This is a genomic window from Cellulomonas sp. NS3 (genome assembly GCF_024757985.1).
In the GTDB taxonomy this organism is placed as follows: domain Bacteria; phylum Actinomycetota; class Actinomycetes; order Actinomycetales; family Cellulomonadaceae; genus Cellulomonas_A.
In genome coordinates this window covers 4,718,644-4,741,511 of the sequence record NZ_CP103289.1, presented here as the reverse complement: position 1 = coordinate 4,741,511, position 22,868 = coordinate 4,718,644, and the positions used below count along the sequence as shown (strand labels likewise).

The following is a 22,868-nucleotide window of genomic DNA, read 5'->3' as shown; positions in this document are numbered from 1 at the left end:
GTGCCCTGACAGGGTGCCGGCCTCGTGCGTCGTCGGCACGGTGGCGGGCGCGCCCGCCGCTGACGGGCGTGCGGGCGCGTGCGGGCGACCGGCCGGTGTCAGCGCGCCGTCGGGCCGTCGACCATCCAGGCCGTGCCCCGCGCCCGGAGCGCCGTCGTCGCGGCCCGGGAGAGCATGAACACGCCCGCGAACGCCGCCCAGAGCCACGCGAGCCCGGCCGCGCCGTCGGGGGCCCAGGCGCGGACGGCGAGCGCGCAGGGCACGTACGCGGCGAGCGTCACGAGGCCCGCCCACGCGAGGTAGCGCCCGTCGCCCGCGCCGATCAGGACGCCGTCGAGCACGAACACCCAGCCGGCGAGGGGGAGGGCGACGGCGGCGACGACGAGCCCGGCGACGACGGCGTCGCGCACGGCGGGGTCCGACGTGAACGGCCGGGCGATCAGCGGCGACGCCACGGCGATGAGCACGCCGAGGACCGCGCCGGCGGCGACGCCCCACGTGACCGTGCGCCGCAGGACGGCGCGGACCCGGTCGACGTCGCGGGCGCCGAGCGCGTGCCCCACGAGGGCCTGCGCGGCGATCGCGAGCGCGTCGAGCGCGAAGGCGGTGAGACCCCAGACCGCGTTGACGACCTGGTGCCCGGCGAGCACGGCAGGGCCGAGCCCGGTCGCGACCCAGACCGTCAGCAGGATCGCGAGCCGCAGCGAGACGGTCCGCACGAGCAGCGGCGCGCCGGCGCGGGCCTGCCCGAGGATGCCGGCCGCCGCGGGGGAGAGGGGAGCGCCGGCGGCCCGGGCCCCGCGCACGACGACGACGACGAGCACCGCCGCCATGCCGAGCTGCGCGACGGCCGTCCCGAGCCCCGACCCGGCGATCCCCATCCCGGCGCCGTACACGAGGGCGACGTTGAGGACCGCGTTGGCGACCGCGCCCGACGCGGCGACGACGAGCGGCGTGCGGGTGTCGAGGAGCCCTCGCAGCGCGCCGGTCGCGGCCAGGACCAGGAGCATCCCGGGCAGCCCTGGCGCCGACCAGCGCAGGTAGGTCACGGCGTGCCCGGCGACGGCGCCCTCGGCCCCGAGCGCCTCGACGGCCCACGGCGCGGCGATCGCCAGGGCGAGCGCGAGGACGGCGCCGAGCCCCGCGGCGAGCCACATCCCGTCGATCCCCAGCCGCAGCGCGGCGACCCGGTCGCCCGCGCCGAGGTGTCGTGCGACGGCCGCGGTCGTCGCGTACGCGAGGAAGACGCAGAGCCCGACGACGGTCACCAGGACGGTCGAGGCGAGCGCGAGCCCGGCGAGCTCGGGGGTCCCGAGGTGCCCGACGACGGCCGAGTCCACGAGCACGAACAGGGGCTCGGCGACGAGCGCGCCGAGGGCGGGGACGGCGAGCGCGAGGACCTGCCGGTCGAGGCTGGACGCCGAACGTCCACCCTGTGAACTCCTGACCAACTTTCTCCTCGTCCACAACGGTGCACGGCGTCTCCCCCGGTGAGAGGCGTCTTTCAGGCCCTCGTCCACCATTGTCCACAGGCCTGTCCACGACCTGTGCACAGCGCCGTGAGGGGGGTCCACAAGCACCGTCGGGTTGTCCCCAGGGCCTGTGGACGGCGTTCTTGGCGTGTCCGGAGGCAGCACCTTAGCCTCGCGTACGGCGCGGGCGATGATGCTCCAGGGGGCGTCCGAGGGGGACGACGCAGGAGCTTGTCAGTATCTCCTGATAGAACACATGTTCGACAACGTGCACGGTGAGTCGGGGGAAGTCTGTGACGATCGAGGAGCTCGAGTACGGCGCGCCGTCCGATGGCGTACGCGCCGGAGGCGGCTACGACCGGACCCCTCCGCAGGACGTGGCCGCGGAGCAGAGCGTCCTCGGCGGCATGATGCTCTCGAAGGACGCGATCGCCGACGTCGTCGAGCAGCTGCGCGGCACCGACTTCTACCGCCCGGCGCACGAGGCGATCTACGACGCGATCCTCGACCTGTACGGCCGCGGCGAGCCGGCCGACGCCGTGACCGTCGCCGACGAGCTGACCAAGCGCGGCGACATGACCCGCATCGGCGGGGCGCCGTACCTGCACACGCTCATCTCGGCCGTCCCCACCGCCGCGAACGCCGGGTACTACGCGCGCATCGTGCGCGAGCGGGCCGTCCTGCGCCGGCTCGTCGAGGCCGGGACGCGCATCGTCCAGCTCGGGTACGCGACCGACGGCGGCGACGTCGACGAGATCGTCAACAACGCCCAGGCCGAGGTCTACGCCGTCACCGAGCGCCGGACCACCGAGGACTACCACCGCCTCGGCGAGGTCATCGGGGGCACGGTCGACGAGATCGAGGCCGCCGGACACCGCGGCGAGGGCATGATCGGCGTGCCCACCGGGTTCGCGGACCTCGACCGGCTGACCAACGGGCTGCACCCGGGGCAGATGATTGTCATCGCTGCGCGGCCGGCAATCGGAAAATCAACGTTGGGAATCGATATCGTCAGGTCCGCGGCGATCAAGCACAACCAGGCCGCGGTCGTGTTCTCGCTCGAGATGAGCCGTAACGAGATCACCATGCGTCTGCTGTCCGCCGAGGCGCGCATCCACCTGCAGAAGATGCGCACGGGCCAGATGGGCGAGGACGACTGGCAGAAGCTCGCCGCCACGATGGGCAAGATCTCCGAGGCGCCGCTCTTTATCGACGACTCGCCGAACATGTCGCTCATGGAGATCCGCGCCAAGTGCCGGCGGCTCAAGCAGCGTCACGACCTCAAGCTCGTCGTGATCGACTACCTCCAGCTCATGTCGTCGGGCAAGCGCGTCGAGTCCCGCCAGCAGGAGGTCTCGGAGTTCTCGCGTGCGCTCAAGCTGCTCGCCAAGGAGCTCGAGGTTCCGGTCATCGCGATCTCGCAGCTGAATCGTGGCCCGGAGCAGCGGACCGACAAGCGGCCGGCGATGAGCGACCTTCGCGAATCTGGCTCTATCGAGCAAGATGCCGACATGGTAATACTTTTGCATCGCGAGGATGCCTATGAGAAAGAATCACCTCGCGCGGGCGAGGCGGACCTGATCGTCGCGAAGCACAGAAACGGACCCACCGACACGATCACAGTGGCGTTCCAGGGCCACTATTCGCGATTCGTGGACATGCAGGCGTAGTCCGAGCCGCCGCTGTCGAGATGCAAGATAGCTCGACTAGTCCGCGTCGATAGTCTGACTACCCCGTCTGCCGAGATGCACGATGGCTCGGCTCAGTGCCAGTCTGACTACCCCTCGAGGACGCGGGCCCTGCGTCGAGAGCAGGCCGGGCTGCGGGGGGTTCAAGTCCCCTGCGGGCTCGTGGGTGCAGGCCCGGCTGGCGCCAGGTGCGGCCAGCAAGCCACACGAGTCCGACCGGCTCGTCAGCTGGCACCGTCCCCGACGGTCGGCCTAGACCTTCGTGCAGTTCCCAGCCCGGCTATCGACGGCGCCCGGTCCGCGTCGGTCATCAATCAGCAGCGCGCCGCGACGACTCACCCAGGCGCGACCTGCGACACGAAGACCTCCGAGCACTCGGTGCAGCTCATGGCCTGACTTCACCCCTGACCTGGCGCGCCAAGCACCCCGCCGTCCGGAAGGTCGGGGCAGGCGGCGGCCGCGGTGTGCGCTGCGGCCTCAGCGCGCACAGCCACACCGTCGGGGGTCTTCTTGACGGTGTAGACGATGCCCTCCTGCGCCCCGTCAGCGGGGATATACCCAACAACTGCCGACTGAAAGGCCGGATCGTCCGGCACCGGGCCGACCGCGGTGGAAATGAGGGCACCGGTCGGGTTCTCTCGCAGCCAGTTCGCGGTCTCGCTCACGGTCGAACCAGGAATCGACCAGAACGCCTCAAGCTCCGCATAGGGACCGCAGGGCCAGCCCTGGTGAGAACCGAACGCCGCCACGCTCGCGTCGGCGGGAACGGCTCCGGGCGGGAGGGTCGCAGCATCAAGCCAAGCGCGCGCCTGCGCCTCGGCGTGCGCGCTCCCAGTCGCAACAGCCGCGGCAGTCGACTCGCTCGTCTCGGAGGTCTGACCAGGCGAAGGGGTTTCAGCCGGTCCGACGGCGCCGCCGGGTACCGCCTCGGGAGTTGCGCACCCGGCCAGAGCCAGCGCGAGTACGGAGATGACCATGGGGGCTGAGTGGTGCCGCATACCTCCACCGTAGACGGCGGCGAAGTCACAACTGCGAGGACCCGAGATCTCCTTGCGAGCCGGTGAAGATCGACCGCGAACCTGGCAGACCCGGTTCCCGTCGAAGTACGACGCGGCGCCGGTCAATCATTACGGCATCTCGACATTTGTGTCGAGTCGTCGAGATGCAAGACAGTGTGACCAACCGGCGTCGATAGTCTGACTAGCCCAGGGCGCCCGCTGACCGAGAGCCTGCGCGGTGCGGAGGCCGGTCAGCCCCGGTACGGTCGGCGCCGTGCCGTCCGACACCACGATCCTGATCGGGCTCGCGCTCTTCATCGTGCTCGTCGTCCTGGCGGCGGTGTACCACCACCGGCACAGGTCGCCCGAGACACGAGAGCGGGACGCCGAGCGGCGCCGAGAGTGGACCGAGAGCTCCCGTGCCTCGAAGGCCTGGACGTTCGCCGCGGTCGGGTTCTTCGCCGTCGGAATCTCTCCCAAGGCGACCGACTACTCGCCGTGGTGGGTCTGGGCGTGCTGGCCAGCCACGTTCGCGGCGCTCGGCCTTTCCTCGTTCGTCGACCGGCACCGCCGCCGAGGCTGACCGTCTGCGGTCGCGGACGTCGGCCGCCGTGCCAGGCCCGAGACCACCGCGCTGCCGGACGTCGAGGGTCCCGGTGCCTGTACCGAAGGGTTGGCAGCGGATGCTGGTCGCAGGGATGTTCCCGCCGCCGGGCCCAGCGGCGGTGGAAGCTGCCCGTGCGGCTCCTCCCTTGGTGCATTCCGGCGTGATGACGGAGCGGGTGGTACGAGCCCCTACCGCCGGCGGGAACTTCCCCCACGCCGCCCACGCCCCCGCCAGCCGCCGTTCACCGGCGACGCGCCGCCGACGCCTCCCAGGTGCAGCGCGAGGAAGAACAGACCGGCAAACATCAGCGTCTGTGGGGTCAGAGCGTCCCCGACGTTCGCCTCGACGAGGTCGAGGAGCAGGGCGAGGGCGAAGATCGCGGCAGCGACGATCGCGAGCATGAGCACTCCAAGGGAAGGGGCCCGGCGAGCCTGCCGGAGGGTCTGGTGCTTCCGATGATTCGAAAGCCCCCGGATCATGGCCCACGGTCACGACCATCGCGAGTCGGGGCAGGGCTCCGAGGGCTCGAGGGACTCAGGCGGGGTCGCTCGACGGCAGCTGCCCGGAGCGTGTTCCGCCGGGCCAGTCCCACGAGGACGCAGCCCGCACACCCGCGCGACCATCGCCGAGCCGGGCACCCACTGAGCAGACTGCACACATGGACTGGTGACCGGTCGAGACCGGTGGCCGGTCGGAGTACGACGCGGCAGCGGCTCGTCGGCCGCCGGCCCGACCCCACCGACCCACTCGACGCGGGCGCCGAGGAAGGCGCGGCCCCACCAGCGGCAGAACCAGGCCGCCGGGGCCACGGGCTCGACCAGGCCGTCCAGCAGCAGGTCACCGACGGTGTGCGCGTCCTGGTCGGCCACGACGAGGTCGACGTCGCCGGGCGCGACGTCCACGCCCCGCACGGCGAGTGCCGTGCTACCGGTGAGCCACCAGTCGATCCCCGCCGCGTCGAGCCGGTCGGCCGTCTCGGCGAGCGCCTCGGCCCACGGGACGGGATCGAGCCTCGCCGCCTGCCGAAGCCACGGGACCAGCAGGCGCCGAAAGCTCGCCCACGCCTCGTCGAGGTGCGGCGTGTCGGACGGGAACGACTTCGCCCACCCGTCCGCGCCCTCCTGGAAGCCGGCGGCTCGCACGGCGTCGAGGAGCTCCGGCGTCACGCTGGTGACCACGAAGCTCGTCCGGTCGGAGGTCGCCCGGCGGGCGCACCGGACCGGACCGAGGTCGTCCTCGTCGTCGTGGTCGTCCCGCACGTCGCCATGCCACCACGGCCCTCCGACACGGGGCGCCGCGTCACCCGCCGACCGGGTCGTTCGTTGCGGCTGCTTCGCCGATCACGCGTCGGCCGAGAGCCGGCCGTCGGACGGCCGGGCCGTCCTCGTCGCCGAGCGCGCCGGAAGACCCGGCCCGGCCCGTGGCCGGACCGGGTCTCCCCGGGTCACGACGGGTCAGAAGCCGCCCGCCGCGTTGCACTTCGCGGACTGGTTGATGCAGGTCCGCACTCGCTGCGCCTGGGCTGCCGGCTCCCAGGCGTTGAAGAAGTCACCGTGCATCGAGAACGTCGACCCCGAGGCGAGCGTGACGTTCGTCGTGTCCATCCCGTGCGGGTAGGAGAAGACGAACGACAGGTGCGGGATCGCGACCGGGTGGGTCGTCGGGCAGCTCCCCGAGACCGGGTTCGCGACGTGGGCCTTGTGGTCCGGGCTGTCGAGGTGCTTGCCGTCCCAGCACTGAGGGAACACCAGCTGGTAGGTGAGCTGGGCGGTGGGCGCGCAGATCGGCATGACGCCGTCCGCGGTCCTGCCGGTGGCCCCGCCGATGCCCGCGCACCAGAAGTGGTTGCCCTGCTTGTCCGGGGTGTCCGTCTGCTGCTTGGCGTTGCCGGCGATCATCCGGAAGCCCTCAGGGAAGGGCTGAACCCGGCTCGGGTCCTGCAGGCTCGATCCGTAGTAGACGATGACCCCGCCGACGGGGTCCACGGCCTTGCCGTTCGAGTAGAGGGTCGGGACCCAGTAGGCCGACTTGTCCTCGACCGGGTTGCAGTTCGTGCCGCCGGCCTTGAGGGAGTCGAACGTCGAGGCCGCATTCGTGGTCGTCGCCCCGATGAAGGTGTGGTTGTGCGAGGCGCCGGGCTGGTTCGGGGCGACGATCGGGTCGTCGTTGAGGTGGTGGCTCACCTGGCACAGGGCGTGGAACTCGGGGACCCGGACCGGGTTGTCGGTGATCGGCTCGGGCGTGAGGGCGAAGAACGCCGCGGTGTCCGCGGCCTGCTGGGCAGCGTCGACGGGGATCCAGCCCGCCGTCGGCATCGGGGGCATGGTGTGCGACTCGTCCGCGGTGATCGTGAACCAGTTGAGGTTGACGAAGTCGCCGGCCTGAGGGCTGCGCAGGACGAGGTAGACGGTGTGCCTGCCGGTGGCCATCGTCATCGAGCTCGCGGTCTTCGTGGTCCACGTCTGCCATCCGCCCGTGGACGACACGGCGAACGTTCCCAGCAGAGGGCCGGTGCGTGAGTCCGCACGCAGCTCCACGGTGCCGCCGGCGCTGCTCGCCGAGGCCAGACGCAGGGTGGCCTTGTGGGCGCCGGTCAGCCCGAGGTTGACGTCGTCGTACCGCAGCCAGTCACCGTCGGCGAGCCAGCCGACGTTCCGGCCGCCGCCCGTGTCGGCCGTGTTCTCGGTCCCGGCGCCCGACTGGGCGCTGTACGACTCCGCCTGGACCGTGACGGTCTCCGCTGCGGATGCTGCGCTGCTCGGTCCGACGGTCACGGCGAGCGCGCCGGCAGCGGCGAGGATCAGGGCGGCGACCGCACGGCGTCCACGTGACGTCGGGCCGCGTCCTGCTGCGGTCGGCGACGCTGCCGTCCGCGTGTGTCTGCTCTTCATGATTCCTCCAAGATCGGACCACACGGACGTAGCGAACCGTACGCGCCAGAGAGCGCTCTCTCAATGGCCGGGCGGCAGTAGCCGCAGAGTCGTGCGGCCGTTCGCACGCTTCTCGTCCGGACCGTTCACCGCCGTCAGAGCGCTCTCCGACCATCCCGCAGGGGTACTCCGCGGTCGGGTCGGCGCACAGGTCCCGGTCACCAGGTCCGTGGGCGATGGGCCGGCGCGCACCGAACGGCTCCCCGGGTCGCCGCTCACGGTGGGCGACGTACTGTGGATCGATGAGCGTCGCACCGGCATCGACCATCACGCTGGGTGACCGCTTCGCGCGGGAGCTCCCCGAGATGGCCGTGCCCTGGCAGGCGGAGACGGCGCCCGCCCCGCAGCTGCTCGTGCTCGGTGAGTCGCTGGCCGCCGAGCTGGGCCTGGACCCGGCGTGGCTGCGGAGCGAGGACGGCGTGGCCTTCCTCGTGGGCGCCCGGGTGCCGGACGGCGCACGGCCCGTCGCGCAGGCCTACTCCGGGCACCAGTTCGGCGGCTTCTCCCCGCGCCTGGGTGACGGGCGCGCGCTGCTGCTCGGTGAGCTCGTCGACGTCGGCGGTGACGTGCGCGACCTGCACCTCAAGGGGTCCGGCCCGACGCCCTTCGCCCGAGGCGGCGACGGTTTCGCCGCCGTGGGGCCCATGGTGCGTGAGCACGTCCTCGGCGAGGCGATGCACGCGCTCGGCATCCCGACGACGCGCTCCCTCGCCGTCGTGGCGACCGGCCGTCCGGTGCGCCGCGAGACCATGCTGCCCGGCGCGCTGCTCGCCCGCGTGGCGAGCAGCCACCTGCGCGTGGGGAGCTTCCAGTACGCCCGGGCCACCGGGGACGTCGACCTCCTGCGCCGCCTCGCCGACCACGCCGTCGCCCGCCACCACCCGGCCGCTGCGGAGGCCGAGAACCCGGTTCTCGCCCTCCTCGAGGCGGTCGTCGCCGCGCAGGCGGCCCTCGTCGCCCGGTGGATGCTGGTGGGCTTCGTCCACGGCGTCATGAACACCGACAACATGACGATCTCCGGCGAGACCATCGACTACGGGCCGTGCGCCTTCATGGACGCCTTCGACGTCGCGGCCGTCTACAGCTCCATCGACACCGAGGGCCGCTACGCCTACGGCAACCAGCCGGTCATCGCCGAGTGGAACCTGGCTCGCCTGGCCGAGGCCCTCCTGCCGCTGCTGCACGAGGACGCCGAGGCGGCCGTCGAGCTGGCCACGGCGGCGCTGAGCACCTTCCGGGTGAGGTACAGCGCGGCGTGGTCCGCCGGCATGCGTGCCAAGCTCGGCCTGCCGGAGGGCTCCGACGATGCGGCGACGGGGACGCTGGTGGACGACCTGTTCACGCTCCTGCAGGAGGAGCGCGTCGATCACACGTCCTTCTTCCGCCGGCTCGCCTCGGCCGCTCGCGGCGACGCAGACCCGGTGCGCAGCCTGGTCCCGGACGCTGCGGCGCTCGACGGGTGGCTGGCGCGGTGGCTCGCCCTGACCCCCGACGCGCCGTCGATGGACCGGGTCAACCCCGTCTACATCCCCCGCAACCACCTCGTCGAGGAGGCGCTGGACGCCGCGGTCGCGGGCGACCTCGATCCGCTCCACGGGTTGCTCGCCGCCGTGTCGGCTCCCTTCGAGGAGCGAGCCGGCCTCGAGCGCTACGCCGCCCCCGCCCCCGAGGACTTCGGCGCCTACCGGACCTTCTGCGGCACCTGACGGCGCTACCGTCCACGAGCACGTCGACCTCGAGGACGGGGACGACGACGAGCGCGCGGCACGCGTGCCTGCCCGAGACGCGATGGGCAGCCGCTCCCGTGCCGGACGGCTGGGAACGTCCGCCCGGCGAGGACGCGGTCGGGGGAGGAGCCCGGGTCCGGTGCCGGGCTCCTCCCGCCGACTCGTCAGCCGCCTCCTCAGCGCAGCGCCCTCACCAGGGGGGTGAGCACCTCCGCCTCCTCGGCCGTGAAGGCCTTGCCGACCTGCAGCGCGATGTGCCGCTCGACGCCCGTCAGGAGCATCCTGCGTGCGGTGGGGTTCCGCGTGTGCTCGGCCTGCAGCAGCGTGCTGTTGATGACCGCTGTGGTGACCCAGCGGTCGCTGAAGGTGTTCACGAGCGACCGCAGCGACCGGAAGGTGACCGTGACCGACACCTCGGTGGCGCCCTCGCCCACGTTCCCCGCGACGTCGGTCGCCGTGGCGGTGAGCGCGTGGGTGCCGAGGCCGTACGTCCAGGCCGGGACCTGGACGTCTGCGCACGTGGTCGAGGCGACCCCCGACCCGGGCTCCGGGTCGGTCGCCGCGCAGCCGACGGTGACCCGCTGGTCGACCGTGTAGCTCCCGGCATTGCCGGAGAAGGCCACCTGGGGTGCGACCGTGTCCACCGCGACGACCACGGTCGACGGCTCCTCGACGGCACCGCGCGTGTCCGTCGAGCGGAAAGCGACGGTGCGCTCACCCTCCCCGGGGACCGTGAACGGCCCCTCGTAGGTGAGCCAGTCGCCGTCGTCGAGCCGGTACTGCGTCGACGCGACGCCGTCGGCGTCCTCTGCGGCGAGCGTCACCATCGGCTCGACCGTGTGCCACCCGTCCACCGGCTCGGGGCTCACCGTTGCCGTCGTGACGGGCGGTGAGGCCGCGACCCCCTCGCCGACCCGCAGCCGGTCGAGGTTGACGTTCCCGTCGTCCCCGTCCTCGTGGCGCAGCGTGACGGTGTTCCCGCCCTCCTGCAGAGGGACGTCGACCGTCACGTTCGACCAGACCGACCACTCCCCGGTGCTCGGCAGGGTGACCTGCCCGAGATCGGTGCCGTCGACGTGCAGCGAGACGGTCTTCGGCCCGTCGAACGGGTGCGGGCCGTTCGCGTAGCGGAGCGTCACCGGGTACGTGCCCGCGGCGTCGACGTCCACCGTCGTGGCGACACCGGCCCCGAGGGTCTGGAAGCCCTGCACGTAGCCGGAGCCGGAGTACCCGGCGTGCTCCGTGCCGACCTCCGCCCCGCCGTCGAGCTCACCGTCCTCGAGCTCGTACGTCCCGGACGAGGAGGTGCTGCGGATCCGCACGTCGCGGTAGGAGACCGCCTCGCCGGCACCGTGGTTCTGCAGGCCGACGAAGCCCGAGGACAGGTCACGCGCCGGGTCGGTGCTGGTGAACTCGTTGACGAGCACACCGTTGAGGTGCACGCGGATCGTCTCGCCCGCCACCTCGATCTCGTAGGCGTTCCACTGCCCCACCGGCTCGAGCGCCCGGGCGACCGCGGCGGCGTCCGCCCCCTGGAACGTGTAGATGGCGCCCGTCGTGCGGTCGGCCTCGTCGCTCGCGTCGATCTGGATCTCGTACCCCTGCTCGACGGCGACCCACGGGTCGTTCCCCGGGTTCGGGAAGCCGACGAACACGCCGCCGTTGTCGTCCTTCACGAGCTTCCAGTCGAGCTTGAGCGTGTACTCGCCGAACTCCTGCGCCGTGTACCAGAGCAGGCCCAGACCGCCCTGGGTGCGCAGCGTGCAGTCGGCCTGCCGGCCGAAGCCGCCGGGCCCGGCCATGCGCCAGCCGTCGAGGCTCGCCAGCGTGCCGTCGAAGAGCGGGGTGTAGCCGTCCTCGGGCGCCTCCGGTGCGCAGATGTCCGGGTCCGCACCGACCCGCAGGACGTCGATGTTGACGTTCCCGTCGTCGCCCTCCTCGTAGCGCAAGGAGATGGTGTTGGATCCCGCACGGAGGTCCAGCTCGCGGGTCAGGGTCTGCCACGTCTTCCAGTCCCCGGTGCTCGGGAACTCCACCGGGTCGACCTCGACGCCGTTGACGTGCAGCGACATGCGCTTGGTGCCCTGGAAGGGGTTCGGCCCGTTGGCGTACCGCAGGTGGACCGGGACGGTCCCGGCCTCGTCGACCTGGGTCGTGAAGGTCACGGAGGCGCCCGGGGCCTGGAGACCGGCGGTGAACCCGGAGCCGGAGTAGCCGCTGTGGTCCATCGCGATGGAGGCGCCGCCGAGCATCTGCGCCTCCTCGGCCTCGTGGTAGCCGAGGTCGTCCGGGGCCACGTAACCGGGGATGGTGTTGAGCGTGTACCAGGCCTCCGTGCTCCAGAGCTCGTCACCGTCGGCGTCGGTGAACGGCCGCGGCGAACGCAGGTGCACGACGCGGTCCGGCTTGAGGCCGTCGACGGTCAGGCGGACGGTCCGCCGGTCCTCGGACACCTCCGCCCCGGTGACGAGCAGCACCTCCTCGTCGATCTTCGGGCCGCCGTACTGCTGCGTGGGCACGTAGCGCCACTGCTGCACGTCGTAGCCGGCCTCGGCGTCCTGCGTGATCCGCTGCGCGGTCTCCTCCGACAGCGGCTGGGTGTAGCGGACGTCGAAGCCCTCCTCCGTGACGCTCATCGACGTCATGTCGAAGGCGTTCGTCCCGTTCGGGGTGAGCTTCTGCAGCCCGTAGTCGAGCTTGCCCGACTCGCTCCAGTTGCCCGCCTCGCCGATCCCGCCGACGTAGACGGCACCGTCGGGGCCGACGACGGTCCGGTTCACGCCGGCCTGGAGGCCGGCGGTGTGGCGGAACGCTGCTCCCTGGTACTCGCCCCCGACCTCCTCGAGGAACGCCCGCTGCAGCCCGCCGTAGGTGACGTCACCGAAGAGCATCTGACCGGCGAACGGCCCCTCCTCGAGCAGCACGGGGTTGCTCGGCGAGTTCGAGATCTCGTTCTGGGGCAGCCACAGCACCGGCTTGGTCACCGGGTTCGCGTCGAACGGTCCCGCGGGGTTCGTGTAGTGGTTGAAGAACCGGTCCTGCTCGATGTGCAGCAGCTTCGACGACGGCAGCCAGGCGCCCTGGTTGTCCATGACGAACATCTCGCCCTTCGGACCCCAGCCGAGCCCGTTCGGGGTCCGCAGACCACCGGCGACGTAGTGGATCTCGCCCGTCTCCCGGTCGACCCGGATGCTCGTCCCGCGGTTCTCGGCCAGCTGTGGGTCCGTCGTCGCGCCGCCGTTGTCGATCGCGACCGACAGCGTCACGTAGAAGTAGTCGTCGTCGTGGAGGAGGCCGAAGGCGAACTCGTGGAAGTTGCCGCCGTACGGCCACTCGGCCACCGTGCGGTGCTCGAGCAGGCCGTCGCCGTCCGTGTCCGGGGTGAGCTCCGTGAGCCGGTCCCGCTCCGAGACGTAGAGGGACCCGTCGACGGCGGCTACGCCCATGGGGTTGAGCAGCCCGGTGGCCACCTTCGTCACGGTCACCTGCTCGGCGTCGGTCTCACCCGTCACGCCGCTGAGCACGAACACCTCGCCCGGCTCCGGGTCCGGCACCGGTCCGCTCGGGCTCACGGACCCTGCGGTGACGACCACGAGGTCGCCCTCCTCGGTCCAGTCGAGCGCCGACACCATGGGCTCGAAGCCGTCCGGCAGCAGGTCGGTGAGCGTGTAGTTCGGGTGGACGGCATCCAGCCGCAGCCCGTCCCCCGGGGTGTCCTTGTCCCCCGCACAGGACTTGGTCCCGGGCGCGGTCACGCGCACGACGTCCCGGTCCGTGCTCAGGGCCGACGACGGCACGACGACGAACGCGTCCGCGTCCGGCGTGCGCCACTCCAGGCGCAGGCCCTGGTCGAAGCCGGCCTCGAAGTACTCCACCAGCAGGTCGTGGTGGCCGGCGGCCAGCGTGATCACGCCGTCTTTGGGGATCGCCTCGTGCAGGCCGTCGTGGTCGACCACGAGCTGGTCGTCGACGACGAGCCTGGACCCGTCGTCGCTGGTGAGGCGGAAGGTGTACTCCCCGGCGACGGCGGTGTGCAGGGTGGCGATCACGTCGGAGCGGAAGTTGTCCGCTGCGCCGAACTCCTCGGGCGTCGTCCAGTCGATCGTCGCCATGTGCTTGTCGACGTTCGGGGTCGTGCCGGGCCGGATCTGGCAGATCGACTGCTGCGCCACCCCCAGGGCGTAGGTCCGCAGGGTGACGCCCGGCTGCTGGGGTGGCAGGTCGTCGTCGGCTGCGGCCGCCGGCAGGGCTGTCGCCGTCACCGCCGAACCGAGCAGGGACAGGCCCAGCAGGGCCGCGAGGGCCTTGGGGCGTCGAGCTGTTCGTGGTCGCACTCTTCCTCCTTGAAGGGTGGTCGTCCTGGGGACGTGCGGTGCGAGGTGGCCCTCGCGTGAGGCGTCTGCGCAGCGGCAGCGCCGGGTGGACCACGTGGCGGGCAGGGCCGGTCGCGGGTCGGTCACGGTGAACCGCGCGAGGTCGACCGCCTCGGCTCCGGCGTCAGCAGTGACGCCCCCCCGCTGCGGCAGGAACCGTCCTGCAGCAGCAGGGCACCCGGAGCTTCCGGTGAGTCGCCGTCGACCATGAGCTGACCGTAGGGATCCCTTTTGTCGGGCGTCAAGCAAAAGTCGTCATCTGCGCGCCAACATCTACACGTAGCTCCACATATATCGGAGGGTGGTGTGGGTCGGAGGGCGCCTACAGTGGATCGGGCCTCGAGCTCCTCGACGACCGGAGGACGACGGCGCGGCCTGCCGCCGAGGTCGCGGGCGGTCTCGCGCGGACGCCGCGTGCGCGCACAACCAGAGGCGGGAGCTCATGACGGTTCACGGTGTGGCGAGGCGGGTGGGCGTGCTCGCGCTCGCGGGCGCACTCCTCCCGGCGGCCCTGCCGGCGACCGCGGCGTCCGAGCCCGGTGACGGCGTGCCCTCGGGTGTCGTCGTGGTCGACGGGCAGGACGTGCCGGTCCTGGGCTCCTTCACGTTCCGCAAGGGGTGGGACCCGCGGAGCCCCGAGGTCGTCGGCTTCGTGCACGGCGTTCGCCGCGTCGAGGGGGGCACGGCCCTCTACTACTCCCTCGGTGTCGCGCCGGACGCCGACGAGGACCTCCTCGCCGAGAGCGTGTTCGAGACGTCCGCGAGCCTCTACGACCCCGCGTACGCCACGGAGCTCGGCCTCGTCGACGTCGCGTCCACGACGATGTCCACCCCGCTGCGGGACGCCGACTCGACGTTCGCGACCGGGAACCGGGACCTGTCGACCGACCGGGGCGCGCTCGTCGTCGGCTGGGCCGTGTTCCCCGCGCTGCCCCCGACCACGACGACGGTGCAGGTGCGGATGCCGTCGGGGACGATGGTGCCCGGCATCCCGGTCGAGGACGGCGCCCTGGAGCCTGTGAGCGACGAGCCGGCGCCCCTGCTCGGCGCAGGCTGGCCGAAGGTGCCCCAGGGCGCGGAGCTGGCGGACGCGGACCCGGCCGCCGTCACGTGGACGCTGCTGCGTCGCTCCGGTGACCTCCAGGCGATCGCCCAGGCGCAGGAGAGCCCGCAGGAGGTCGCGGTGACCCTGGACACCAACGTGCTGTTCGCGTCGGGTGCCACGGACCCGGGCTCGCAGGCCGAGACCGTGCTGGCCGGTCTCGCGGCGGACATCGCCGCACGCGGGACCGGTGAGGTGCTCGTGACCGGGCACACGGACGCCGACGGGACCGACGAGTTCAACCAGACGCTCTCGGAGAACCGCGCCCTCGCGGTGCGGGAGTCGCTCGAGCCCGCGTCCGGCGGTGGTGTGACGTTCGTGAGCGTCGGCAAGGGCGAGTCGGAGCCGATCGCCGGCAACGACACCGACGACGGCAAGCAGGCCAACCGACGCGTGACCGTGGTGTACCAGGTGACGGGTGGTGGCCAGTGACCGGCATCCGGCAGGCACGTCGGGTGCGTGCTGCACGCCGCGCGCCGTGGCACGCGGTGGTCGTCCTCGCGTCCGTCCTCCTGGTCGCCGGCTGCACCGGGGACGACGCCCCCTCGCCTGTCGACACGCCGTCGGGCGAGCCGGACTGGACCGCCACCGAGCTCATCGAGGCGGTCTCCGCGCAGGAGGACGACGAGGTGCTGCGCTCGGTCGAGGGTGAGCTCGCCTACCAGGACGTCCCGACGCCGGCGCGCTTCGAGGTCGTCGACATCTCCGCGGACGACCAGGCGACGACGCTCGTGCTGCGCCTGACGTACCTCGGCGACGGGGACCTGCAGGTGTCGAGCACGTACCTGAGCCCGGACGTCCGCCTCGCGCACGACGTGCGGGGCCTGGCCCTGCAGGTCCCCGCGGAGAGCATCCGGTACCAGCCCACCCTCGCGGCGCTGAGCACCGCCCCCGAGGAGACCGTCGAGTGCCTGTGCTCGGACCTGTCCGAGCAGGTCGACGCCGCCACCCCGTTCCTCTTCACCGCGACGTTCCCGGCGCTCGACCCGGCGACCCGCTCGGTCGACCTCGAGCTCGCCGGGTTCCCGCTGATCGAGGACCTTCCCGTCGACCGGGAGTGAGCCGGCTCTGACGACCCGGGGATCAGCCCGGCGCGCGCCCGAGGTAGACGGTGTTGGTGGCGTCCCGGCCCTGCAAGGGGTTCGGGAAGGCGACCACGTCCGCCCGGACGTCGACCAGCAGGGTGCGGAGGAGCTCCAGGTACGCGTCGTCCGGCGGGTCGTTGGACCACAGCGCGAACACGCCGCCCGGCTTCAGGTGCTCGCCCAGCCGCTGCAGGCCGGCCGGCGTGTAGAAGCTCGCGTGGCGGGGGTTGAGCACGTGGCGGGGCGAGTGGTCGATGTCGACCAGGACGGCGTCCCACCGGCGGCCGGGCGTGCCGGGGTCCAGACCGTCGTCGGACGCGAGGGCGGCGAAGAAGTCGGCGTGCACCAGCCGGCAGCGCGGGTCGGCGGTGAGGACGGCGCCGGCCGGGATCAGGCCGGCGCGGTGCCAGCCGATCACCTCCGCCAGCGCGTCGACGACCACCAGCGAGCCGACGCGCGCGTCCTCGAGCACGGTGAGCGCGGTGTACCCGAGCCCGAGACCGCCGACGACGACGTCGAGCGGAGCCGCACCACCCTCGGCGGGCACCCCGGTCATGGCCAGCCCGAGCCGCGCGAGCTCCTCCTCGGCCACCGTGAACAGGCTCGACATGAGGAACTCGTCGCCCAGCTTGATCTCGAGCACGTCGGCCCTGGTCACCGGGTCCACGCGCCGACGCAGGCTGAGGTCGCCCATCCTCGTCGGCTCCCAGGCGAGCTCCTCCACGCGCGGACGTCGTGCTGGTTGCTCGGGCATCCGGTCAGCCTAGGCCGGAGCGGTGGGATGGTCGGACCTCCCCGCGGCGCATACTGGGGTGTCGTCGACGCCGCCAGCGCCTGGGGGGGACCATGAGCAGGTCGACACGTCGTACCGTCGCGGTCGCAGCCGTGACCCTGGCCCTCGCCCTGGCCGGGTCACCCGCCGCCGGCGCCTCGACGAGCGCGCGACCTGCGGTGCTGTGCAGCTCCCTCACCTTCGACCAGCAGTGGGACCTCGTCCACGACCGGACCGTCGACGGGGACCTCGTGGTGGACGCGTCCTGCACGACGGCCGGCGTCTACATCACGGGCGATGTCGTGGTCCTGCCCGACGCCCTGGCGGTGCACCTCCACGGGTCGACGGTGCTGGGTGACGTCCGCTCGGCCGACGGGCCCGCGACCTGGCCGACCGTCTCGATGTCGGGCACGACCGTCTACGGCGACGTCGAGCTCGGCGAGGGGGCGTGGCTCGACACGTCGACCGTCCACGGTGACGTCCTCGTCGCCACCGGCGACGAGCCCGGCGGGTTCGAGGGCGCCGAGTGGACCGTCACCCTCGAGCGGATGCGGGTCCGCGGCGACGTGCGCGGCGCGACCGGCGACCTCACCCTCGTCAGCTCCGCGGTGCTCGGGTCGGTCGACGTCACCTCCACCGTCGTCACCCGCGTCCGGGACAGCCTCGTGCACACCGACCTCACGGCGCGCGGCGGCCGGCTCGTCGTCCACGACTCCTCGCTCCACGGCTCGGTGACGGCCGCCGCGACGCAGGACGTGCTCGTGTGCCGGACGGGCGTCGGCGGTGACCTGACCGTGCGCGGCGTGCGGCTGTGGTCCCGCGTCGGTGAGGAGCGCACCGAGTACTGCCGCACCACCGTCGGCGGGTCGGTGCACGTCCTCGACAACCCGTCGAGCGTGATCCTCGGCGACCTGCACGTGACCGGCGACCTCACGTGCGCGAGGAACACCGGCCGCCTCGGTGTCGTGCAGCACGAGACCCTCGTCGTCGCCGGCACCCGCTCTCCGGCGTGCGACTGAGCGACGCCGCCGCACCGTCGCCCCGGCGGCGGAGCGCCCACGACCTGCCCGCCACCACGCGACCCGACCAGCCCACCGGAGGACCCGTGCACCCCGTCACCTCCCCGTCCCGTCGCGCGCTGGCGGTCGGTGCGCTCGCGGCAGCGCTCGTCGCCGCACCCGCCCTGCCGGTCGCCGCCGCGCCCGACCTGCCCACGTACCTGTGCAGCGACCTCATGCGGGAGAACCCCGAGGGGACCGTGTGGGACGTCATGGTCCGTGGCCACGTGATCGCCGACGCGGGGTGCAGCGTGCTGTACTCGAACGTCGTCGGCGATCTCACGGTGCTCCCCGACGGCGACCTCGACATGCATCGGAGCGGCGTCCACGGCGAGCTGGCCGTGGCGGGTCCCGCGTACGTGCGCGAGTCCGAGGTGCATGGCGACGTCTCGGTGGCCACGTCCGGGACGGTCGCGCCGGCGATCGCCTACTCGTGGGTCGGCGGAAGCGTGCGCGGCACCGCCGACGAGCTCACGCTCGGGGCCGTCACGGTCACCGGGGACGTCGACGTCGACACGACCCGCACCCTCCGGCTCTGGGACGTGCTCGTCGGCGGCTCGCTCGACGCGACCGGCGGACGGCTGATCGCGCACCGCACCACCGTCACCGGGAACCTCACCTCGACCGGCGCGACCGACGTGCTGGTGTGCCGCGGGGTCGTCGGGGGCGACCTGACCGTCGCGGGCGTCCAGGGCTGGTCGCGGGTCGGCGAGGAGCGGCGGCTGCGGTGCCACTCGTCCGTCGCGGGGTCGGTACGGGTCGTCGACAACCCGCACACCGTCGTGCTGGGTGACCTCGCCGTCGCGGGTGACCTCGTCTGCACCGGGAACACCGGGCCGCGCGGCGTCGTGCTGCGGGACCGGCTCGCCGTCGCCGGGACGCGCAGCGGCCAGTGCGCACGCCCGTGACGCCGCCCTCGCGGGCGCCCGCGTCCTCGCCTGCCCGGTGGTGCAGCGTCGGCGCGCCCGAGCGGGAGGGCCCGCGGCCTACCGCTACCGGAGCGGCGTTCCCCGTGAACGTGGGGTGACCGCCAGCCGGGCCGCCCGTAGGGGCTCGGTCCGCCCGGACTCAGGACCGGGGGTGGTCAGGGTTGGAGCCGCTCCGCGCGCCAACCCGCGCTCGACCTGGCGTAGGCGAGCCGACGGTGCATCCGGTCGGCGCGCCCGTGCCAGAACTCGAGGTGCTCGGGCACGAGCGCGAAACCCGCCCACCCGGCCGGTCGTGCGATGTCGTGCGGTGTCTCGAGCACGGCCTCGACGCCGCGCCGCAACACGGTCTCGTCCGCGAGAGGCTGGGTCTGCTCCGACACGGATGCCGCAGCCTGAGCCTCGCGTGTGCGACCGGCGAACAGGACATCGGACTCCTCGTCGGAGAGCCTGGACACCGGCCCGCTGACGTTGAGCTGCTGGAGCGTCTCGCGCCAGTAGAACGTCAGGCTGGCGTGGGGGACGCGGCCCAGGTCGTGGCCCTTGCGGCTGCCGAGCTGGGTCCCGAACAGGATCCGTCCGTCGGCGACGTCCTTCACCAGGATGGTTCGGCTCGACACCGTGCGACCGTCCGTCGTCGCGAGCGTGGCAGCCCGAGGCTCGCGCACCCCTCGATCCTCGGCAGACCTGATCCACCGCCCCAGCAGCTCGAGCGGGTCGGTCGGTGGCTGGTCGAACTCCGGCAGGACGAGGCTCTGGTCGCCGGACAGGGTCTGAGCGGTGTGCGACTGCGTACCCACGATCTGCGCCTCCTCGACCTCCGGGTGGGGCGCGATCGACGGCGCCATCGCGTCGATCGCCTGCACAGCACGGTACGCGTGCGTCCGCCGTGACCAGCGTCACTTGAACATGTTCAAGACCGCGACTAGCGTCGGACGTGTTGAACACGTTCAACTGGCCGACGACCACTCGGCTGACGCCCTGCCCAGGAGCGACCCGATGAATCCCACCGTCCTCACGTACCTCGGCTACATCGCGGTCAGCGTCGCGCTGACGGTCTGGGTCGCCAGGACCCTGACGCGGAACGGGGAGGTCTTCCTCGTCGACGTCTTCCACGGCGAGGAGAAGGTGGCCGCCGCGACCAACCGGCTCCTGGTCGTCGGCTTCTACCTCGTGAACCTCGGGTTCGTCTCGCTCATGCTCCGGGTGGGCGAGCCGGTCACCTCGGCCCAGCACGCCATCGAGGCCCTGGCCTCCAAGCTCGGGGCGGTGACGCTCCTGCTCGGCGCGCTGCACCTCGCCAACGTCCTCGTCCTGAGCCGGGTGCGCCGCCACCGCTTCGTCCCCGACCAGCCGCACGGCGCCTACGACCCGTCGCGGCAGCACGGTGGGCCGACGGCGCCTCCTGCCTACGGGAACCCGTTCGTCCCGCGCGCGTGACCCCCGCGATCGTCGGTCCCTCGTGGCGCCCCTCGTCCGCACCGGCTCCGCGTCCCGCGGCACCGGACCGGGCGAGGTGGCTGCCGCCGGCGCCACGGGCGTCACCGCCACGCGGAGATAGGGTGACGCGCAGGGTGACGAGGACCCGTCCGGGAGCGGAGGCAGCACAGTGACGCCCACGGAGCGTGTCGGGCCCGAGGGGTCGTGCTGAGCGCATGACCGCCGCACCGACCGACCCCCCGAGCGCCGCCCCGGCCGACGCCACCCCGTCCCGACGCGGCGAGGAGACCCGGGCCCGCATCGAGAAGGCGGCGCTGGCGCTGTTCCAGGAGCGCGGCTACGAGAAGACCACGATGCGTGCCGTCGCGACGGAGGCGGGCGTCAGCCTCGGCAACGCGTACTACTACTTCGCCTCCAAGGAGCACCTGGTCCAGGGCTTCTACGACCGGATCCAGCAGGAGCACCGGGACCTGGCCCTCGAGCGCCTGGTCGGCGTCCGCGACTTCCCCTCGCGGCTGCGGATCGCGGAGGAGTCGTTCCTCGAGGCGGCGGCCGCGTACCACCAGTTCGCCGGACGGTTCTTCGCCGTGGCGGCGCAGCCGACGAGCCCGCTCAACCCGTTCAGCGCGGAGAGCAGCCGGCCCCGGGAGGCCTCGACCGCGATCTACCGGGCCGTCGTCGAGGGCAGCGACCTCAAGGCCGACGAGCGTCTGCTCGCCGAGCTGCCCGAGCTGCTCTGGCTCGCGCACATGGGCGTGACCCTCTTCTGGGTGCACGACACCAGCCGCAGGCAGCGCAGGACCCGTCACCTGGTGCGCCGGACCGCCCCGCTGGTCGACCGGCTGGTCCGGCTCTCGCGCCTGCGGCCGCTGCGCCCGGCGGTGCACGACGTGCTCGCGCTCGTGCACGACCTGCGTGCCTCCACCGTCGAGGACGAGCCGGAGCCCGATCAGCCGCGCACCTGACGCGAGCGGTCCTCGTCGCCGGGGAGGCGCGCGGGATCAGCTCCCGGCGCGGCGCCGAAGGACCAGGACGGCCGCGCCCAGGGCGGTGACACCGAGCGCGAGGGCGAGCGTCGGGCCCGACGGGCCTCCCGTCGCCGGCAGCGCGGCGAGCTGGGAGCCCGCGCCGGGTGTGCCGGGGTCGACGACCGGGGGCAGCGACGGGGTCGGAGCCGGCGGCGTCGGAGCGGGCGGGGTCGGTGTGGGCGTCGGTCCGCCGAGCCAGGTGTTGACCACGGTGCAGACGATCACCTCGCCGGCCGCCACCGTGAGGGTCTCGCCCGAGAGGGTCCCGTCGTCGCAGGTCCACGTCCCGGGGGCGTACCCGTCCGGACCGCCGGACTCGGACAGCACGTAGTCCCCGGGGGTGACGGGGACGCCGACGACGGCCGGGTCTCCGGTCGCCCCCGACACCGGCGTGGGACCGTCGGCGCTCAGCGTCCAGTCCTCGGGAGCGGCCGGTCCGCCGCCGGCGGTCTGCTTGACGAGCGTGAGCGATCCGGTCGCGGACGCGCACGACACCGTGGTGGCGAAGGCGAAGTCGTGCAGCTCGCGGGGGGCGGCGCCGGCCGCGCCCGTGGCGTGCTCGAAGCTCCGGGAGATGACGTTGCCCTGGAGGTTGATCGTCGTGTCCCAGGACAGGTCCGCGAACGGGGCGTACACGGTTCCCTCGACGGCACCGGCGCCGGTGTACCGCGCCGACGTCGCCTCGGGCAGGTTCCACAGCATGTACGGCGCCTGCGCCCCGCCGACGCCGGCGAGCTGCGGGGCGCGGCCGTCGAGCTGGTCGCCCAGGATGTTCACCACGAGCGGGGTGCCCGCCGTCGGCGGCAGCGAGAAGGACAGCGTCGAGAGGCTCGCGAGGTCGGGCCCGCTGATCGTCAGGACGTTCGTGACCCCCGGCGTCATCTCGACGACCGCGTTGGTGCCCGGCGGCGCGGGCAGGGTCACGGGGTTGCCGTTGGCGTCGAGCAGCCGCGTGTTGACCGGGCAGGCGGCGAGCGCCGTCGACAGGGCGCGGTATCGCGTGAACGCGGCGGTGAAGTCCAGGCCGGGCACGGGGTCGTCGACGGTGGCGGGATCCTGCACGATCCGGCCCTCGACCCGCGGCGCCGACTCGTAGGCCGCGCCCTCGGGCACGAGGCGCCAGGCCAGGTCGGGGACGCCGTTCTGGTCGGTGTCGCGCAGGTCGAACGTCACCGGGTCACCGAAGACGCGGATCTCGCCCTGCTCGACCCGCAGGACGTCCTGGTCGGCCGGCCACTCGACGTCACCGCCGACGAGCAGACCGATGCCGCCCGTCGCCGTGATGTCCGTCTGGAACGCGACGTTGTACGTCGACGTGAACGCCAGGTTCCCGCCGGTGGCGATCGAGCCCTCCGACTCGTCGGCGGCGAGCAGCGTGTCGCCCTCGACGAACACCGTGAAACCGCCGTTGGCCGCGGGCGTGGTCCCCAGCGTCACCGGGTTGACCGGCGGGACGTCGGCACGCGCGGGTGCGGCGAGCGCCACCATCGCGAGGACGCCCACCGCGAGCGTCCCGGCCCCCCGACCTCGGTGTCGCCACATCCGACGATGCAAGCAGCCGCGCCGCGGTGGGGCAAGACCCACCCCGCGCGGCGCCGGCCCGGGTCGACCCGAGCCGCATCGCGCGCGCGAACCGCCCGCGCAGGACATCATGCGGTGCAC

The 22,868-nt window shown here is 72.7% G+C and carries 18 protein-coding genes; 9 read left to right on the top strand and 9 right to left on the bottom strand.

The genetic code is table 11. The annotated features are described in order from the left end of the window. Positions 1-98: 98 nt before the first annotated feature. The gene (locus NXY84_RS21560) at positions 99-1,523 is read right to left on the bottom strand and encodes an MATE family efflux transporter (RefSeq protein ID WP_396126353.1); all 1,425 of its coding nucleotides are present in this window, start codon (positions 1,521-1,523) and stop codon (positions 99-101) included. 242 nt (positions 1,524-1,765) lie between these two features. Here NXY84_RS21560 and dnaB point away from each other — a divergent pair, with 242 nt between their 5' ends. After that, positions 1,766-3,142, top strand: a complete 1,377-nt coding sequence (gene dnaB, locus NXY84_RS21555; RefSeq protein ID WP_258725081.1) for a replicative DNA helicase — start codon at positions 1,766-1,768, stop codon at positions 3,140-3,142. Positions 3,143-3,558: 416 nt separating this feature from the next. On the opposite strand, the gene NXY84_RS21550 is transcribed toward dnaB, so the two are convergent. Next, positions 3,559-3,825 (bottom strand): hypothetical protein, encoded by a 267-nt coding sequence (locus NXY84_RS21550; RefSeq protein WP_258725080.1) that lies wholly within the window; start codon positions 3,823-3,825, stop codon positions 3,559-3,561. Between the two features lie 607 nt (positions 3,826-4,432). On the opposite strand from NXY84_RS21550, the gene NXY84_RS21545 reads away from it, so the two are divergent. Continuing rightward, positions 4,433-4,741: a hypothetical protein gene (locus NXY84_RS21545; protein WP_258725079.1), complete on the top strand. Its 309-nt coding sequence runs from the start codon at positions 4,433-4,435 to the stop codon at positions 4,739-4,741. Positions 4,742-4,953: 212 nt separating this feature from the next. On the opposite strand, the gene NXY84_RS21540 is transcribed toward NXY84_RS21545, so the two are convergent. From NXY84_RS21540 to NXY84_RS21530, 3 genes are all read right to left on the bottom strand, one after another. Then, entirely contained in the window at positions 4,954-5,166 is a 213-nt protein-coding gene (locus NXY84_RS21540; RefSeq protein WP_258725078.1) for a hypothetical protein, read from the bottom strand. A gap of 87 nt (positions 5,167-5,253) precedes the next feature. Next, entirely contained in the window at positions 5,254-6,024 is a 771-nt protein-coding gene (locus NXY84_RS21535) for a hypothetical protein (RefSeq protein ID WP_258725077.1), read from the bottom strand. 195 nt (positions 6,025-6,219) lie between these two features. Further along, the gene (locus tag NXY84_RS21530) at positions 6,220-7,656 is read right to left on the bottom strand and encodes a DUF1996 domain-containing protein (RefSeq protein ID WP_258725076.1); all 1,437 of its coding nucleotides are present in this window, start codon (positions 7,654-7,656) and stop codon (positions 6,220-6,222) included. Positions 7,657-7,937: 281 nt separating this feature from the next. Here NXY84_RS21530 and NXY84_RS21525 point away from each other — a divergent pair, with 281 nt between their 5' ends. Beyond that, a complete protein-coding gene (locus NXY84_RS21525) occupies positions 7,938-9,401 on the top strand; it encodes a protein adenylyltransferase SelO (protein WP_258725075.1) in 1,464 nt (487 codons plus the stop codon). 197 nt (positions 9,402-9,598) lie between these two features. Here the strand turns inward: NXY84_RS21525 and NXY84_RS21520 are convergent, their stop codons facing one another. Continuing rightward, the gene (locus NXY84_RS21520; protein WP_258725074.1) at positions 9,599-13,756 is read right to left on the bottom strand and encodes a family 16 glycoside hydrolase; all 4,158 of its coding nucleotides are present in this window, start codon (positions 13,754-13,756) and stop codon (positions 9,599-9,601) included. 496 nt (positions 13,757-14,252) lie between these two features. Between NXY84_RS21520 and NXY84_RS21515 the strand changes: the two genes are divergently transcribed. Together NXY84_RS21515 and NXY84_RS21510 are read left to right on the top strand one after the other, a co-directional pair. Then, the gene (locus NXY84_RS21515) at positions 14,253-15,329 is read left to right on the top strand and encodes an OmpA family protein (protein ID WP_258725072.1); all 1,077 of its coding nucleotides are present in this window, start codon (positions 14,253-14,255) and stop codon (positions 15,327-15,329) included. A gap of 23 nt (positions 15,330-15,352) precedes the next feature. Further along, the gene (locus NXY84_RS21510) at positions 15,353-15,958 is read left to right on the top strand and encodes a hypothetical protein (RefSeq protein ID WP_258725071.1); all 606 of its coding nucleotides are present in this window, start codon (positions 15,353-15,355) and stop codon (positions 15,956-15,958) included. A 22-nt stretch (positions 15,959-15,980) separates the two neighbouring features. Here NXY84_RS21510 and NXY84_RS21505 read toward each other — a convergent pair whose 3' ends face one another. Continuing rightward, on the bottom strand, positions 15,981-16,736 hold the full coding sequence (locus NXY84_RS21505; RefSeq protein WP_258725070.1) for a spermidine synthase: 756 nt from the start codon (positions 16,734-16,736) through the stop codon (positions 15,981-15,983). Positions 16,737-16,867: 131 nt separating this feature from the next. Here NXY84_RS21505 and NXY84_RS21500 point away from each other — a divergent pair, with 131 nt between their 5' ends. Together NXY84_RS21500 and NXY84_RS21495 are read left to right on the top strand one after the other, a co-directional pair. Continuing rightward, on the top strand, positions 16,868-17,773 hold the full coding sequence (locus NXY84_RS21500; protein WP_258725069.1) for a hypothetical protein: 906 nt from the start codon (positions 16,868-16,870) through the stop codon (positions 17,771-17,773). Positions 17,774-17,859: 86 nt separating this feature from the next. Then, positions 17,860-18,720, top strand: a complete 861-nt coding sequence (locus NXY84_RS21495) for a hypothetical protein (RefSeq protein WP_258725068.1) — start codon at positions 17,860-17,862, stop codon at positions 18,718-18,720. A gap of 176 nt (positions 18,721-18,896) precedes the next feature. Here NXY84_RS21495 and NXY84_RS21490 read toward each other — a convergent pair whose 3' ends face one another. Then, positions 18,897-19,604 carry a pyridoxal 5'-phosphate synthase gene (locus NXY84_RS21490; protein WP_258725067.1) on the bottom strand — a complete coding sequence of 236 codons (708 nt, stop codon included), beginning with the start codon at positions 19,602-19,604 and terminating at the stop codon, positions 18,897-18,899. Positions 19,605-19,737: 133 nt separating this feature from the next. On the opposite strand from NXY84_RS21490, the gene NXY84_RS21485 reads away from it, so the two are divergent. Together NXY84_RS21485 and NXY84_RS21480 are read left to right on the top strand one after the other, a co-directional pair. After that, positions 19,738-20,178 (top strand): hypothetical protein, encoded by a 441-nt coding sequence (locus tag NXY84_RS21485; protein ID WP_258725066.1) that lies wholly within the window; start codon positions 19,738-19,740, stop codon positions 20,176-20,178. A gap of 215 nt (positions 20,179-20,393) precedes the next feature. Further along, complete coding sequence (locus tag NXY84_RS21480; protein ID WP_258725065.1) at positions 20,394-21,143, top strand: TetR/AcrR family transcriptional regulator; 750 nt, start codon at positions 20,394-20,396, stop codon at positions 21,141-21,143. A gap of 36 nt (positions 21,144-21,179) precedes the next feature. On the opposite strand, the gene NXY84_RS21475 is transcribed toward NXY84_RS21480, so the two are convergent. Further along, the gene (locus NXY84_RS21475) at positions 21,180-22,748 is read right to left on the bottom strand and encodes a choice-of-anchor A family protein (protein ID WP_258725064.1); all 1,569 of its coding nucleotides are present in this window, start codon (positions 22,746-22,748) and stop codon (positions 21,180-21,182) included. Positions 22,749-22,868: the final 120 nt, after the last annotated feature.

What these genes read in the sequence shown, in the direction of transcription:
- NXY84_RS21560 (WP_396126353.1), bottom strand. Translation starts at nt 1,523, where the DNA reads ATGGTGGACGAGGGCCTGAAAGACGCCTCTCACCGGGGGAGACGCCGT.
- NXY84_RS21540 (WP_258725078.1), bottom strand. Translation starts at nt 5,166, where the DNA reads ATGCTCGCGATCGTCGCTGCCGCGATCTTCGCCCTCGCCCTGCTCCTC.
- NXY84_RS21530 (WP_258725076.1), bottom strand. Translation starts at nt 7,656, where the DNA reads ATGAAGAGCAGACACACGCGGACGGCAGCGTCGCCGACCGCAGCAGGA.
- NXY84_RS21525 (WP_258725075.1), top strand. Translation starts at nt 7,938, where the DNA reads ATGAGCGTCGCACCGGCATCGACCATCACGCTGGGTGACCGCTTCGCG.
- NXY84_RS21505 (WP_258725070.1), bottom strand. Translation starts at nt 16,736, where the DNA reads ATGCCCGAGCAACCAGCACGACGTCCGCGCGTGGAGGAGCTCGCCTGG.
- NXY84_RS21485 (WP_258725066.1), top strand. Translation starts at nt 19,738, where the DNA reads ATGAATCCCACCGTCCTCACGTACCTCGGCTACATCGCGGTCAGCGTC.
- NXY84_RS21480 (WP_258725065.1), top strand. Translation starts at nt 20,394, where the DNA reads ATGACCGCCGCACCGACCGACCCCCCGAGCGCCGCCCCGGCCGACGCC.
- NXY84_RS21475 (WP_258725064.1), bottom strand. Translation starts at nt 22,748, where the DNA reads ATGTGGCGACACCGAGGTCGGGGGGCCGGGACGCTCGCGGTGGGCGTC.